At 35.2% G+C, this 15,954-nt stretch carries 12 protein-coding genes; 9 read left to right on the top strand and 3 right to left on the bottom strand.

What is annotated here, in order from left to right; all coding sequences use genetic code 11:
• The first annotated feature begins 12 nt into the window (after window positions 1-12).
• The 3 genes from P176_RS0103720 (at window position 13) to P176_RS0103710 (ending at window position 6,239) form a co-directional block, all read left to right on the top strand.
• Window positions 13-1,197: an aldose epimerase family protein gene (locus P176_RS0103720; protein ID WP_026753440.1), complete on the top strand. Its 1,185-nt coding sequence runs from the start codon at window positions 13-15 to the stop codon at window positions 1,195-1,197.
• A 51-nt stretch (window positions 1,198-1,248) separates the two neighbouring features.
• Window positions 1,249-2,814 (top strand): solute:sodium symporter family transporter, encoded by a 1,566-nt coding sequence (locus P176_RS0103715; RefSeq protein ID WP_026753439.1) that lies wholly within the window; start codon window positions 1,249-1,251, stop codon window positions 2,812-2,814.
• Window positions 2,815-3,050: 236 nt separating this feature from the next.
• Window positions 3,051-6,239, top strand: a complete 3,189-nt coding sequence (locus tag P176_RS0103710; RefSeq protein WP_197022138.1) for a glycoside hydrolase family 2 TIM barrel-domain containing protein — start codon at window positions 3,051-3,053, stop codon at window positions 6,237-6,239.
• A gap of 81 nt (window positions 6,240-6,320) precedes the next feature.
• Here P176_RS0103710 and P176_RS0103705 read toward each other — a convergent pair whose 3' ends face one another.
• From P176_RS0103705 to P176_RS0103695, 3 genes are read right to left on the bottom strand one after another with little or no spacing between them, the layout of a single operon-like run.
• Complete coding sequence (locus P176_RS0103705; RefSeq protein WP_026753437.1) at window positions 6,321-7,022, bottom strand: N-formylglutamate amidohydrolase; 702 nt, start codon at window positions 7,020-7,022, stop codon at window positions 6,321-6,323.
• The gene (locus P176_RS0103700; RefSeq protein WP_026753436.1) at window positions 7,019-8,245 is read right to left on the bottom strand and encodes a glutamate-cysteine ligase family protein; all 1,227 of its coding nucleotides are present in this window, start codon (window positions 8,243-8,245) and stop codon (window positions 7,019-7,021) included. Before P176_RS0103700 ends, P176_RS0103705 begins: the two co-directional genes overlap by 4 nt.
• A gap of 2 nt (window positions 8,246-8,247) precedes the next feature.
• Window positions 8,248-9,693, bottom strand: a complete 1,446-nt coding sequence (locus P176_RS0103695) for a RimK family protein (RefSeq protein ID WP_026753435.1) — start codon at window positions 9,691-9,693, stop codon at window positions 8,248-8,250.
• Window positions 9,694-10,329: 636 nt separating this feature from the next.
• On the opposite strand from P176_RS0103695, the gene P176_RS0103690 reads away from it, so the two are divergent.
• From P176_RS0103690 to P176_RS0103665, 6 genes are all read left to right on the top strand, one after another.
• Window positions 10,330-11,043: a Fic family protein gene (locus P176_RS0103690; RefSeq protein ID WP_197022137.1), complete on the top strand. Its 714-nt coding sequence runs from the start codon at window positions 10,330-10,332 to the stop codon at window positions 11,041-11,043.
• Window positions 11,044-11,468: 425 nt separating this feature from the next.
• Window positions 11,469-12,815: an IS110 family transposase gene (locus P176_RS0103685; protein ID WP_026753433.1), complete on the top strand. Its 1,347-nt coding sequence runs from the start codon at window positions 11,469-11,471 to the stop codon at window positions 12,813-12,815.
• 49 nt (window positions 12,816-12,864) lie between these two features.
• The gene (locus tag P176_RS19940; protein WP_051605388.1) at window positions 12,865-13,479 is read left to right on the top strand and encodes a hypothetical protein; all 615 of its coding nucleotides are present in this window, start codon (window positions 12,865-12,867) and stop codon (window positions 13,477-13,479) included.
• Window positions 13,480-13,576: 97 nt separating this feature from the next.
• Window positions 13,577-14,893, top strand: coding sequence for a S41 family peptidase (locus tag P176_RS0103675; RefSeq protein ID WP_037348702.1), 1,317 nt, complete (start codon window positions 13,577-13,579; stop codon window positions 14,891-14,893).
• Window positions 14,890-15,024 (top strand): hypothetical protein, encoded by a 135-nt coding sequence (locus P176_RS20755; protein ID WP_255327182.1) that lies wholly within the window; start codon window positions 14,890-14,892, stop codon window positions 15,022-15,024. Before P176_RS0103675 ends, P176_RS20755 begins: the two co-directional genes overlap by 4 nt.
• A gap of 535 nt (window positions 15,025-15,559) precedes the next feature.
• Window positions 15,560-15,745: a hypothetical protein gene (locus P176_RS0103665; protein ID WP_026753431.1), complete on the top strand. Its 186-nt coding sequence runs from the start codon at window positions 15,560-15,562 to the stop codon at window positions 15,743-15,745.
• Window positions 15,746-15,954: the final 209 nt, after the last annotated feature.

The raw sequence follows: 15,954 nt of genomic DNA, 5'->3' as shown, positions 1-15,954 counted from the left end.
AACCGAAAAGAGATGAAAGTTTTAAAACCAGTCAGACATTTTATGATGTTTGCTTTATTCGCAAGCGTTGTTTTTCAATGTAAAGAAACTAAGAAAGAAGAAATAAGCGAGAAACCAGAAACCATGAGTGAGGAAACACAAAACATAATAAAGTCAGATTTTGGTAAACTGGACGATGGTACTATTATAGAGCAGTATACTTTAAAAAATACCAACGGTGTAGAACTTAATGTGATTACTTACGGAGGAAGAATTACATCCTTAAAAGTACCTAATAAAGATGGAGAATTTGAGAATGTTGTTTTAGGTTTTGATACCATTGAAGACTATGAAAAAGACAATCCATTTTTCGGAGCGTTAATTGGTCGTTTTGGAAATCGAATTGCAAACGGTAAGTTCAACTTAGAAGGTAAGGAATATACCTTGGCTACTAATGATGGTTCAAATCATCTGCATGGTGGCGTAAAAGGTTTTGATAGGGTGGTTTGGACAGCGGAACCTATCGAAGGCACAGATGATTCATCTTTAAAACTCACTTATTTAAGTAAAGATGGTGAAGAAGGGTATCCAGGAAATTTAAATGTAACGGTACTGTATACGTTGACCAATGATAATGCCCTTGAGGTGTCTTACGAAGCAACATCAGATATGGCTACAGTGGTTAATTTAACGCAACATGCTTATTTTAATTTGACAGGAGATTTTTCTAAAGATATTTTAGAGCACAAGGTTGTGATTGATGCAGACGCCTTTTTACCAGTTGACGAAACATTGATTCCGACGGGAGAAATCAGAAAAGTTCAAGGAACACCTTTCGATTTTACATCTGTAAAACAAGTTAGTAAAGAGATCAATGCAGATAATGAGCAGTTAAAAAGAGGACAGGGGTATGACCATTGCTGGATACTAAACGGAGACAAGGGCGTGCTGCGTTTCGCGGCATCTGCCTATGATGATACCAGTGGACGTTTTATGGAAATCTATACTGAAGAGCCTGCAATTCAATTTTATACGGGTAATTTTTTAGATGGGACTTTACCGATGCCTAATGGAGGGATGTATGCTCACAGAACAGGTTTTTGTTTAGAGACACAACACTATCCAGATGCGCCTAACCAGAAAGCCTTTCCTTCAACAGTTTTAGAACCAGGTGATACATACACGACAAAAACTATTTTTAAATTTTCTTTGAAATAAAGTAGAGTTATGGTGCTTTGGTTAAAGATGTAAACTAATTAAATTTTTATTATGGGAATGATTTCTTTTGTCGGCTTCACAGTATTGGTTGCTATTATTGCTTGGTGGTCTTCTAGAAAAACGGATGAAAAATCATCTGACGGTTATTTTTTGGCAGGTAGAAGTTTAACAGGTCCTGTAATCGCGGGATCGTTATTGTTAACCAATCTATCCACAGAGCAAATTGTAGGCATGAATGGTGTCTCTTTCAGGGATGGAATTCCAATTATGGCATACGAAGTACTTGCTGCTATTGCCATGGTGTTTACGGCATTTGTGTTATTACCAAAATATCTTAAAAGTGGTATTGCTACGATACCGCAATTTTTACAAAATAGATATGGTAAATCAACCAAGACAATTGTGTCCCTATTATTTCTCTTGGGATATGCCATTTCCATGTTGCCAACCGTATTGTATTCAGGTGCCTTGGCCATTAATACCATGTTTGAAATTCCTGAAATGTTAGGAATGGAGCCAGAACCTGCACTTTGGGTAACTGTGTGGACAATTGGTGTTCTCGGAAGTATTTATGCAATTTTTGGAGGCTTAAAAGCAGTGGCGGTATCAGATTCTATAAACGCCGTAGGTCTCATCATAGGAGGGTCTTTGATTCCTATTTTTGGTTTGATGAAAATTGGTGATGGCAATGTGCTTACAGGACTAAATAAATTAACTACTGCACTCCCAGAAAAGTTTGATATTATCGGTGGTCCAGATTCAGATGTACCATTCTGGACGCTTTTTACGGGAATGATTATCGTCAACTTTTACTATTGGGGCACCAATCAAGCCATTATACAAAGAGCGCTTGGTGCAAAAAATTTGAAAGAAGGTCAAAAAGGATTGCTATTGGCAGCATTTGTAAAAATTCTAGGGCCTTTTATAGTAGTACTTCCTGGTATCATTGCATTCTATATTTTTAATGGCAATCTTGAAAATGCAGATGAAGCCTATCCAATGGTTGTAAAGGCAGTGTTGCCAGTAGCATTTATTGGATTTTTTGCGGCGGTATTATTTGGTGCTATTTTGAGCTCTTTTAACAGTGCTTTAAATAGTTCTGTAACCTTATTTGGACTTGATTTTTATAAAGAATATATTAATAAATCAGCTTCGGAAATGCATGTTGTAAGGGCTGGAAAAATTTTCGGAATTGTTCTCGCTTTATTCTCTATGGCAATAGCACCTTTATTGTATGGTGTAGAGGGTGGGATTTTCACCTATCTTCAGCAGTTAAACGGAACGCATAGTGTGCCAATTTTGGCGATTGTGATTGTTGGAATCTTTTCAAAACGTGTTTCAGGAAAAGCTGCAAATATTGCCATTTTATTTAGTGTTGTTACGTATTTAATAACCTTGTATGTCATCAAGCCAGACTTGAGTTTCTTGCACCTTATGGGAATCTTGTTTGTGTTGACCATTTTAATAATGTTTATTGTAAGTAAGTTTTATCCACGAGAAACTGATTATAAACAAGAATATACAGGTCAAGTAGACATTACAGATTGGAAATACTTAAAGCCAGTTGGTTATGCAGTTGTTGCGATGGTCATAGGCCTATACATCTATTTATCATAGAAATCGAGTCATCGAATAAACGAATTTTGAGTAGGTGCCATTTTAAATTTAAGCAAATTTAAAATGGCATTACTTTTATCTGAAAAGAACCAGTTGAATACGGTTTACCAACACAGTTTTTAGATTAAACTATATAAATCAATGTCAAAAAAACCGAAAGCACTTCAAGAATAAATTAAATTTTAGATATGATTATTAGGTTGAAAATAATGTTAGCATCGCTAAAAACATTCCATGTGAAAGCAGTACTGATTTGTTGTGTTTTCTTGAATTTGTTTTGTTTTGGTTTCGCCCAAGAATTAAGGGTTTCTGAACGGCCTTATTGGGAAGACCCAGAGATTTTTCAGGAAAATAGAGCTCCTGCTCATGCAAGCTTTTACCGCTATCCCAATGAAGCATCAGCAATAGCGAATAGCCGTTATTACAACTCACCATTGTATCAATCCCTCGAAGGAAAGTGGAAATTTAATTGGGTGAAAAAGCCGAGTGAACGCCCCGTAGATTTTTATAAATCTGATTTTGATGCATCTCAATGGAATGATATAAATGTTCCGGGCAATTGGGAATTACAGGGCCATGGATTACCAATTTATACCAATGTCGCTTATGTGTTTCCGAAAAATCCTCCGTTTATAGACCACGATTATAACCCCGTTGGAAGCTACATAAAAGAATTTCAAGTGTCAAAAGACTGGGATGGTAAAGATGTGTTTATTCATTTCGGAGGGGTGCGTTCGGCCATGTATTTGTGGGTTAATGGTAACTATGTGGGTTATAACGAAGGCAGTAAAACGGCTGCTGAATTTGAAATCACCAACTATTTAAATCCTGGTAAAAATTCGATAGCAGTAGAAGTCTACCGTTGGGCGGATGCGTCTTATATGGAAGATCAGGATTTTTGGAGGTTGAGTGGAATGGATAGAGAAGTATTTCTTTATGCCAGAGACAAAACCACGATGCTGGATTTTACTGTGACATCTGGGCTGGATGCTTCTTATAAAAATGGTGTTTTTGGGGTGACCATGGAGTTTGGTAATACTAGTTCCTCAACTAAAGACATACAAGTGTCCACAAAATTAATGGATGGCGACACCGAAATTTCATCTTTCAATAAAGAAACAAAAATAAATAGAGGCCATAATCAAAACCTTACGTTCCAAGGCGTTATAGAGAATGTAAAACCTTGGAGTGCAGAAGTGCCAAACCTCTATACCTTTGTTATTACTTGGAAAAACAATAACAACCAAGCTATGGAGTCAACGGCTATTAAAGTTGGTTTTAGGTCTGTAGAAATAAAAAACGCACAGCTGTTGGTAAATGGTAAGGCAGTTTACCTGAAAGGTGTAAATCTTCATGATCATGATGAGACCCTCGGACATACCATAAGCGAAGAATTGACCTTGCTGGACTTACAGCTCATGAAACGAAATAATATCAATGCCATTAGATGCTCCCATTATCCTAAAAATCCATTCTTCTATCAGATGTGCGATGAATACGGTTTTTATGTCATAGATGAGGCAAATATAGAAACACACGGAATGGGCACCACAAATCAGGGTCTAGACAACAATAAAGCACAACAGGCCATCCATCCTGCCTATCGACCGGAATGGAAAGGGGTACATCTAGACCGTACCATCCGAATGTTTGAAAGGGATAAAAACTTTCCAAGTATTATTATTTGGTCTTTGGGGAATGAAGCAGGAAACGGTGAAAACTTTTTTGCTACCTACGACTGGTTGAAAGCGAATGACACCACACGACCTGTTCAATATGAAGGGGCAAAAAACTATGCCAATACCGATTTATATGTCCCAATGTACGATGGCATTACTCAAATGATTGATTATGCTAAAAACAATCCTAAAAGGCCGTATATCCAATGCGAATATGCACATGCCATGGGTAATAGTGTTGGGAATTTGCAAGACTATTGGGATGTTATGGAAACCTATGACGTACTCCAAGGTGGGTTTATTTGGGATTGGGTAGATCAAGGCTTGCTAACCAAAGATAAAAGCAATCAAGAGTATTGGGCATATGGCGGTGATTTTGGAGCTTCACACTTACAAAATGACGGAAATTTTTGTATCAATGGTATTGTCAATGCAGATCGTACGCCTCATCCGGCACTTTATGAAGTCAAAAAAGTATACCAATTTATCAAATTCAAAACATTCGATGCCATAACAGGGAATGTAGAGATTTATAATGGCTATGAGTTTATCAATCTAGACGAGTTTGATGTTTCATGGACCTTAAAAAAAAATGGAGTAGTCAAAAAACAGGGTGCAATGGATGCTTCAGGTATAGCGCCAAGAACCAGTAAGGTTTTACATATTGAGTTACCGGATATGGATACCGCAATAAACGAATATCAGCTTGTTATTTCAGCAACCACAAAGGAAGAGCAGCCATTGGTCCCGAAAGGACATGAGTTGGCATTTGGTGAGTTTGAAATCAATCGCTTAAAAGGAATGCCTTTTGACACTTCAGTCAAAGGGGATATGGCAGTTCAAACGACCGATAGTTTGGTGAGTATCGCGAACAAAAACGTTAAGATTGTATTTAATACAGCAAGTGGTAAGCTCACTGTTCTTGACTATGGTTATGGCAATTTGATTTTAACATCTCCACAGCCCAACTTTTGGAGAGCTACTACAGACAATGATTTTGGTTTTCAAATGCCGAAACGTTGGGAGGCTTGGAAAAAGGCAAGCAAAAATCAGCGATTGACATCCTTTACCATATCAGAAAGAAATACGCATACTGTAAAACCTATTACCAAGGGGAAAGTTCATAATGGAACGCTACTGGTGGAGTCTACTTTTAGGGTGGAAGCTACCAATGCCAGTATTAAAGTCAGTTATGAAATCAATAATGATGGAGAAATTAAAGTTACTACAGCAGCTGAGGGGCTTACCTCAGATCTGCCTCCGCTTCCTAGATTTGGTACTAATTTGGTCATTGATAAAACATACGACTCGGTTGCCTGGTATGGTAGAGGTCCTCACGAAAATTATCAAGACAGGAAATCGTCTGCCCAAGTTGGTAAGTACAGTGCAAAAGTAAAAGATTTATATGTTGCTTATGTCTGCCCTCAAGAAAATGGCTATAAAACCGATGTGCGCTGGGTGACATTTCAAAATAGCTTAGGTCAGGGATTACAATTTTCAGCACTGAATACGCCATTGAGTTTTGGAGCACATCAACAGTACAATGAGGATTTTGATGAAGGGGAAAAGAAAATGAACCGGCATACCAACGACATCATTGAACGAGATATCGTCAACATCAATATCGACTATAAACAAATGGGAGTTGGAGGCGACAATTCTTGGGGAGCACAGCCGCATGACCAATATAAAATCTTCCCAACAGATAATCTGGAATACAGTTTTGTGATACGCCCTTTGAGGTAGCTTATTGACTAGTGTTTAATTTTCTTAAAATCGTTTATATTAAACTCACGATTGAGTTTAATGGTCTTAATTTTACAAGGATTAGTGCTTAAAAACGTGATAATTTGACTTTAGCCCACTGATAGCCTTATATATATCTTCCTTTATTTCTATCTCTATAATATTCTTAGCAACAAATTTCTGATTCAACTCAATTTCAATTCCAATATAATTCTTAGAAAATTGTTTTCTCAAAAACGTTGTAAAACCGTCTGCTTTTCCTAAATAAGGGTAATTAAATCGCACGTTTAAGTTTGGGTGGTGCTTTAAAAGTTGTGTTTTTAGATGTTTACAGAACTCTTGTTCTTCTTTCTGTTGAGAATCATATAATAAGCCAATATCGCAGTTACGGGTTTTACCATTAAGTTGCGGAGTAAAACTATGTATGGAAAGGTGAAGCACTTCTCCTCTATGATTAATATAATCACGAATTTTGTCTTCTACTCTAAATCTATATGGCAAATAATAGTCTTTTATGATATTGTCTTTTTCAATTTTAGAAAGATGTTTAGTGAATTCTGAAAACAACATGGGGTGATGTAATGAACGATTAAGTTCAACGAATAAACGTGAGGTAGTGCTATAAAATGAAACATCAGACAGAGGCTTTAAATATTGAAATACATCTAAAGCACCAAGATCGTACCCTCGATGCGTTTTTAAAACTTCATCGTTTGGAAAACGTTCTTTATATGTCTCGGGAATATCATTTCCGCCATGCTCACAGGTTAAAACAAGTCTCACGGTTTATATAAAGTATTGGTCATTAAACAATCTTGAAGCTGACGATATACAGAAGTAATATGTTTTTCTGAAGTGTCTTTTCCAAAACCTTTTAACAACCGCGTCGCCAAGGTGCCGTCTTCTAAAATTAATTCAATAGAATGGTGGTGAGAACTATGTAAATTCGGTTTAACATGTTGGTATAAATGTTTCCATAGGTCTCCTAGAGTTTGAGTTTCTTTTAAACCAAATAATCTGAGATATTCAAAATTATCGATTTTGGAATTTTCAGCATATTTTATGGCATCATTCAAAATGAGAAATAAATCTTCCTTTGTCCAATTTTTTTGAACTTGTAGCGTACAAAAATCCTTATTTATAATCGCCTTTAAGACTTCTATAACAAAGGCGCAGATGGCGATATCTGCTTTTGGACATTCTTGAATATCCATGAGACGAATCTCTATAGCATTGCGATCAAAACGGGCAATGGCTCCTCTCGAATTTAAAAAGTGTTTGTCTAAAATCTTATTTTTATCATACGGTGTAATGGCCTGTTTTATTGGCTCAAAAATTGTTGCGTGATAATCTAATTTTGAAAAGGTACGTTCAGGAATTACAAGACCTGTCAATTCTGGAATCTCCTTCTGGTTGTTTTTATAAAACTCTAAGCGCGTGTCTTTAAAACCTGTAACTTCACCTTCTAGTATGGGAGAACTGGCACATAATCCAGGTATTAATGGTAGTATGATTCTTATGGCTGCATGCAGTTCTTCAAATTCCTTATCGTTATAAAACGGTAAATTAATGTGTGTACTTTGTACGTTACTCCAACCATGACCTTTGCAATTAAAAATAGTATTGTATAGTGCATATACTTCACTATAGCTGTGTTTCCAAAGTTGGGTGTCTGTATTAGGATTCATTAATGGATGTGATGCAGTACCTAGTAATTGTGTATTCAGTGCCTTTAAAATTCCATTAATTTCCAGAACATTGGCATGAAACTTTTTTGATAAATCATCAAGACTGTTTGCGGGTCCATTGGTTTTAAGTTCTACAACATGTGCAACAAGTTCGTTGCTCCATGCAATAGCTCCATTATCAATGTCGGCCGTTAGTTCCCCCGCTTTTTTTGTAAGCAATTCATCAACGATAGGAGCGACTTTAAAAGTGTCATTCTTCACTAGCATATATTCGAGTTCTATTCCAAAAACTTCAAATAAGTGATATTTCTTCTTCATTTTTAAGCTAATCTTTTTTTAAATGCAGTAAGAATTTCTGTGTAAACCAAATCGCCATAATGCGCATCTTCAACTCCAAAATCTATATTGGGGTTATCGTTAATTTCAATGACCATTAACTTATCGTCAACCACTTTAATATCAATTCCGTAAAGACCTAATCCCATTAGTTTTGCTGATTTCAGCGCCATATCAATAATATCTGCTGGCACATCTTCAATTGGCAAACAATCTGCTTCACCATCTTGTTCTTTCTTATTTTTTGTATTCCAATTATAAATTTGCCAATGCCCTTTTGCCATGTAATACTTACAAGCATAAAACGGTTTATTGTCTATGATGCCAATGCGCCAATCGTAATCCGAAGGGCAAAACTCCTGAGCGATAATTAAATCAGATTCCTTTAGCATTTCAGTAACCAAAGCATCATATTCTTGTTGTGTTTTCGCCTTTTTTACGCCAAATGAAAATGTAGAATCTGGAGCCTTAAGTACACATGGTAAACCAGTTTGCTCTAGCACAGAATTTCGGTTGTTTGCATGCACAATTATTGTTTTTGGAGTGCATATGTTTGCATTATTTAAAGCTTCTGCCATGTACACCTTATTACAGCATTTTAAAATTGCATCAGGATAATCAATAATGGCAATAGCTTCTTGTTGTGCTTTTCTGGCAAACGTGTATGCTTCATTATTGACTTCTGTACTTTGTCTTAAAAATAGCGCATCAAAAGAAGAAAGTCTTGATAAATCTTTAGGTTCAATAATTTCGGCGTAGATATTCATTTTTTCAGCTATTTCCACAAATTTCTTCAACGCTTTGGGGTTACTTGGTGGAGCAGGATCGTTTGGATTTACCAAAATAGCCAAATCGAAATCGTAGTTGGCTACCTTTGCTGTATCGTAACGTTTTTTAGAAAAATACTGATTTGCAAATTCATAAACACTTGTTTTGTGTTCTTCAGGAATTTCGGATTCCGATATGACCTTTATGCTTTGTATGTTCCATTTTGTCGTATGATTAAAATTCACACGTAAAAATGGAACTTGAAAGTGTTTGTAGAACAACGAACTTAAGTTTTTATATTTCTGTGCTACGTTTTGCCCAAAGTAAATGCTCAAAGTAAAATCTTGAGACTTGATATTTTTTAAGTTTTGCTGAATGACATCATCAAATTCATCAGAAACAATTCTAACAAGTTTTAATGCTTTGATATCCACAATATTTTTTGTGGTAGGAATTGGTGAATGGCCTCTCGCTTCTGCCAAAAGGGAAACGTAATAGCCTTTAGATTGGTACGAGTAATCTTTACACAGATTAAAAATTCTTGCGCTTTTTAAAAGGGAATACTTCGGATTTGTAAGGTAATCTTGTGAAGATATTACTGTAACACTATCAGTTGAAAAGTTCCAGTTTTCAGGCTGATTTACAACAATGTATTTGTTCATTTTGAGCGCGATGCGCTATTAATATTTTAAGCAAAATTATATTATTTTTTGATTGGTTTTACAAAGAGAATTAAATTCTATTTGGATAGTTTTTTTGCCAGTGTTCATTTTGTGTTTTCAGGTGTGACTATAATTAATGATCTGATTTTGAGTCAACCTATTTCAGGAATATTCATATTAGTAACTGATGAAAATTAAACGTTTTAGGATAGAGGGTTTAGGGGCTCGAGTCCTCCGCTTTGCACCAATTTAATAAAATGCTCAACCAAAGAAGTAGCGTGTTAATAAAACAAGTAAAAAAGGCATTAACGTCTCACTAAAATACTTTGATAGGTTGCATTGGAGATCAAATCTAATTTAGAAATTCAAATGCTTGTTTCAAGAGTTAATTACAGGCCCATTAAAGATTTTTGCAGCAAGTAAGCTTTATAGTGAGTGATTAAAATAGTTGTGTGAGATAGGGGAGTAGGTGTTAGTTTTTGATGATTGAATGTTGGTTTACTCCTTAAATTTATTGTGTAAATGTTTATATTTGAGTGGATATAGCGAGTTGGCAATAATTTGAAAAAAATGCAATTACTTCCTATAAATGAGATAAAATTCGATCCTATAAAACTTTATAAGATTAGGTCCACTATGGAATCGACTTTCAGGCTTATTACTTTCAGCAGAAGTCATTTAGCGGATGATCTCCTGAATGCATATATTGACCAAACTTCAAATTTTAGAGAGTTACTGAGTATCAAAAATGCTCAAATGGAAGCTCAAAATGAAGAAGAAGCAATTAAATATACTAAGCTCCTGAGAAAAACTTCCGAATTTATTTCTCATGAGGTAAAGAACAGTGTTGATTTTACATCAGAAATACAGTTGTTTCAACTATTTAGACTTATATCTCCTGATTCCCATTCTTCGCACCCAAATAGGTATAGACATCAGATAGTGCAGATTGGAAAATATTTGTGCCCTTTGCCCGAAATGGTACCTGGATTGGTAAAAGAATTGTTTTACCGAATTTCAGAAATCAAAGATCCAATAATTAGAGCTATTTATTTCCATCATGAAATGATAAGAATCCATCCATTTTCAGATGGAAATGGAAGAACAATCAGAATGGCGAAAAACTGGATGTTAATGTATCAACTCTATCCATCAATTTTCATTTCAGATTCGGATGAAAAAAAACAATATATAAATACGCTCGCAAAAAGTTTTGAATGGCTACATAATAAAGAATGTAAATGGAATCAAAATTTAGATGATTTTTTTAATCAAGAATTAGAAAGATTAATTAGAAATTCTGATACGATTTACGAAACGGTTTTAAAAGCAGGTAACAAAAGAGAATAATTAGTTTAAAAAACGAACTAAAAACTATTGCCGTGTATAATTAATTGCTTTGGTCGTTGCTTATTTGGAAAATTCCTTCGGAATTTTCCCGCGTTCGTTTTTGTTTACTAATTTAGTTGCTTACCAACGCAACTAACTATACACAATTACGTTGTGTGTAATTCCCCTCTTCTCCCAAAAAAATAATCACTTTAAGGTAACGTTTTTGTACCTTGGTTAGTGCTCATTGCAAGACCGATTTTAAATTGATGCCCTTAAGCTCGTGCGTAATTCTGGTTGGAATGTAAAAAGCCTTTGATATATCCAGTATCAAAGGCTTGTGATAATCACACTGATGAATCCCTTGGGGATATCTCGTTCAGAATATTTTCTTGATTGCAATATACATTCTCTTTGAGCATTTTTATTAATCTAAATCAAATAAAATGTCAGAAAGAAAATTAGAAATGGATATCATCAATCCCAATGCGGCTGGAATTGATATCGGAGGTCGCTCACATTTTGTGGCAATCAACCAAGAGCAATCGGACGTGAGAGAATTCGGTGTTTATGCCCAGGACACCAAAGAACTGCTGAAATGGCTACTCGACAATGATGTTAGAACAGTGGCCATGGAATCTACGGGCTCATATTGGCAAAATCTATATGCCGAACTACAGGACTCAACCATTGAAGTGATCCTGATCAATGGGAAATTCACCAAGAACATCAAAGGCAAAAAAACAGACGTATTGGATTGCATGTGGATCCAGAAGCTACATTCACTGGGACTTTTGAGCGGAAGTTTCCTGCCAGACCTGCAAACTGAATATTTAAGGACCTTGGTGCGCCATAGGGGCAATCTGATCGAGACCACTTCCCAAGCTTCGAACAGGATGTCCCAGAACATGAGACTGATGAACTTCAGATTGGATGTGGTGGTAAAGGACATTGTGGGACTGACCGGATTGCGTATCATAAATGAGATCTGCAATGGGGAGACCAGCGGAGAAGAGCTTGCCAAATTAAGACATGGGAACTGTAAAAAGTCAGAAGAAGAAATTGCCAAGGCACTGCAGAGCAACAATAGACAGGATTATCTGTTCGTCCTGAAACAGGAACTGCGAAAATATCAAGATGCCCAACAACTGATCATGGAATGTGATGATGAGATCAAAAAGCTTCTGGACGAATTCATAGACCGGGACAATGTAAAAAAAGCATTGTTCATCGATAAGAAAGTGCACAAGAGAATCAACAAGAACACACCCAAGAACATAGACCTGAACCTAATCTCCTATCAATACTTTGATGGACTCGACCTATATGCCATAGAAGGTTTTAGTCACGGTACAGTGCTCACATTGATGAGTGAGCTTGGTGAAAAGGGAATATTGGAGTTCCAAAATGCACAACACTTTGCTTCTTGGTTAAGACTCGCGCCAAACAATAAGATATCGGGCGGACGTATTCTCAGCAGCAGGACTCCAAAAGGCAGCAATAGGCTCAAGATCGCTCTCAGACAAGCCGCAAATGCAATTGGAAATTTAAAGGACACGCACCTCTCAAATTTCTTTAACAGGATCGCATATAGAAAAGGTCGTGCAGTGGCAGTATCCGCTACCGCAAGAAAACTGGCCACCATCCTTTGGAATATGCTTTACAAAAAGCAACAGTACTGTCCACCAATTATATATGAATACCTCGACCAGAAAAGAAAGAGAAAAGTGTTAGAACTTCAAAAACAAATTGCTAATTTAGACAATAGAATGAGTAAGATACAACCTGCCTGAAAGTCAGTAAAAACAGGATAAAATGAAAACGTTACTCAGAATTTGAGAAATGACAAACAGAAAGATAAATATTCTAATTATTGCAATTTTATGCATAACTCTTAATTGTTGTGCGTCCTTTACTAAAAAAAGATTTCGAAAGGAAATTGAAAATCTTGAAGACATAAATTTAAATAAATTGGAAGGAAACTATTCATTTCATCCAATAAGGAGATATTATAGTTTGGGAAAAGAAGACCCAAATGATAAGATTCCAGATTCTTTAGTTCGAAATAACGCCTACGATTTTTTAGTCAATGAAAACTATGAAAAAAGAAAAGAGTTTGATTCTTTACGGAAAAAGGAAAATGAATATCAAGTAAGTTTAAATCTGGAAAACTCAAAGAAGTTAAGATTGAAAGTACTTGAAAACTCAACAGTAATTAAAGATACAATGTTCATAGGTAAGTACAGAAACGGAATGTTTTATCTTGATAATAAATATCTTGACTGTAACGGAATTCCACATCTCTTTGGAGGTTGCAGAAATAATAAAAGAAGAATAGGACTGACTAAAAACGGGAATTTACTTATCAATGAAGCTTTTAGTAATGAAGGAGCAATATTATTAATCATCGGAGCGGGATATAGTTATAATGTGACATATGAATATAAGCGCAAATAAAAAACTACACACAACACATTATATAAGAAATTGCTAGTTTTATACGAAACCAAAGCTAGCAAACACGAAACTTTTCATACACTAACCGTTGGCTGCAATGGTAAAAAAACTCCCAGAATTCAATAATTTTGTATCAAAATTTAGCCTTTTTATGAAAAATATATATAGTAAGTACTCTTTAATAATCTTGTTTGTAATGTTAACTCAAACTTTAATTGGTCAAGAAATGATTTTGACCAATGAGTATAAAAAAGAAGTGATTGAAAAACTATCGATTTTGATAAACGATTTTTATATCTATCCTGATGTGGCCAAAAAAACTAGTATTCATCTAAATACTCAAGTTGAAGCAGGGTTTTTTAATCAATATAAAGACAATCAATCATTTGCAAAAGCGCTCACAAACGAAGTCCAAAGTGTCAACAAGGATAAACATATGCGCATAATGGCAAACAAACCTTTTGAAGTTCGAGGAAACTCTCTAGAAAGAAAGGCAGAAATGCGGATGGATCAGATCAATAATTACCGAACCTATAATCATGGTTTTCGAGAATTGAAATTATTGGAAGGGAATGTAGCATATTTGGATATTAGAGGATTTGCAGAGATGGACAGAGCTAAAGAAATTGCAGATGCCTATATGAAATTATTGTCCCAAGCAGATGCGGTTATTATTGATTTAAGTAAAAATGGCGGTGGCAGCCCTCATATGGTTCAATATCTATGCAGCTATTTCTTTGATCAAAAGTTACATTTAAATAGTCTGTATTACAGAGAAGGAGATAGAACAGAAGAATATTGGACTTTAGAGGAAGTTGGTGGGAGAAAAATGGCTGATGTGCCTTTATTTATTGTCATAGGTGAAGAAACATTCTCTGGTGCAGAAGAATTCTCATATAATATGCAAACTCAGAAAAGAGCAATTTTAATTGGACAAACATCTGCGGGTGCTGCGAATCCAGGAGGAACAAGAATGATTAATAAAGATCTTGGTGTTTTTATACCTACAGGTCGGGCTATTAACCCAATTACGAATACAAGCTGGGAAAATAAAGGTGTTGTACCAGAAATCAAGACAACAAAAGAAGAAACATTTGAAAAAGTCAATGCACTAGTTAAAAAGGCAGCAGAAGATCGAAGAAAAAATAAACTAGAAAACTATATCAGGTTACATAAAGAACTAAACACGCATCTTGATCAATACGAGAAAGGAACATCAGGGACTAATATAAGAAGCAGTATAACAAAATTGGTGAAAGCAAGTCTTTTCGGTGAATGGGATATCAATAACTTAGGTTACCAATATTTAATGGATTTTAATAAGCCGAAAATTGCTTTATGTCTTCTAGAATCAAATACAATACTTTTTCCCAACTCCCCAAATATGTATTTGGTAGCTATGGAGAAGCTTTGAAAATAAACGGAGATTTGAATGCTTCTTTATTGAGTTATCAAAAAGCTGTAGATGTAGCAATCAAAAACAATGACCCAAATCTTGATTACTATAAAAAAGCCTTACAAAAGATTATTGACGAAATGGAGTAAGGCAAGTAAGGTTTTATTCCTACAGCTAAACAAATAAAGGCGGTTGCTCACAATGTAAATAAAAAATAGTCGAGTTTGTGTTGAATTCAATGTTCAGCTTTCGTATCAAAGTTTGTGCTTAACCGAAAGCTTAGTGTTTCGAAATCGCCTACTTTTCATATACTAACCTTTTAGTAACAATTTGAAAAAACTACATTACATATTTATAATTTAAATTATAACTCTAACTGGATGTACTTCGGTTAAAAAAGCATAATCAAATTAAGACGTAGCTCAAATTAAAAGTAATGAGTTAACATTATGTGACGGAACATTTCAGAACAAATGTGAGAAATGTGAAGCGGAAATTTATTCACTTTGGTCAACTATAGATTATAAGTCGGAAAAACTTGAAGATTGGGTAGATTTGATTATTAAATTAAAGGTTACCGATAATTTTAACTAGAAAGCAGAATTAATTCGAGGTGACAAAATTATTGATACTCGAATTCTCGAAGGTAAAATTGTTGATAATTACTTCCAGCTTAAAAGACAATTGAAAACAGATTTTAAATTTAAAATTTTATGGTCTTTAGGCGATAGTTCGGTCAAACTAGCAATGAATAAAGAAAAAGAGTTGGTAGTTTTAAGGGAAAGTGGTGGAATTGCATTATTGGTTGCTTTTCCAGTATTCGGTGCTGACTCACGACTGATTGAAACTAAATACGAAAGAGCTGAATAAACTCTAGGTAACAACGTATAAAAATAATAGGTAATGAGTGCTTAAACCAATGTTAATAGCATATTTGCAAGGTCGCCAAATTTTTAAATTTGGCTTGTTGACAAAGGAGAGATAATAAGAAAAATTTGAAAATTCCGCTCGTGTATAATCCGAAAATTATCGATTATTTTAAGTGCTACTTTTCATATACGAGTACGAGAAGTTAGCAA

The sequence above is a fragment of the Sediminibacter sp. Hel_I_10 genome (genome assembly GCF_000688335.1).
Classification (GTDB): Bacteria; Bacteroidota; Bacteroidia; order Flavobacteriales; family Flavobacteriaceae; genus Psychroserpens.
Note: the sequence above shows the minus strand (reverse complement) of the source record. Positions and strands in the feature narration are given on the sequence as shown.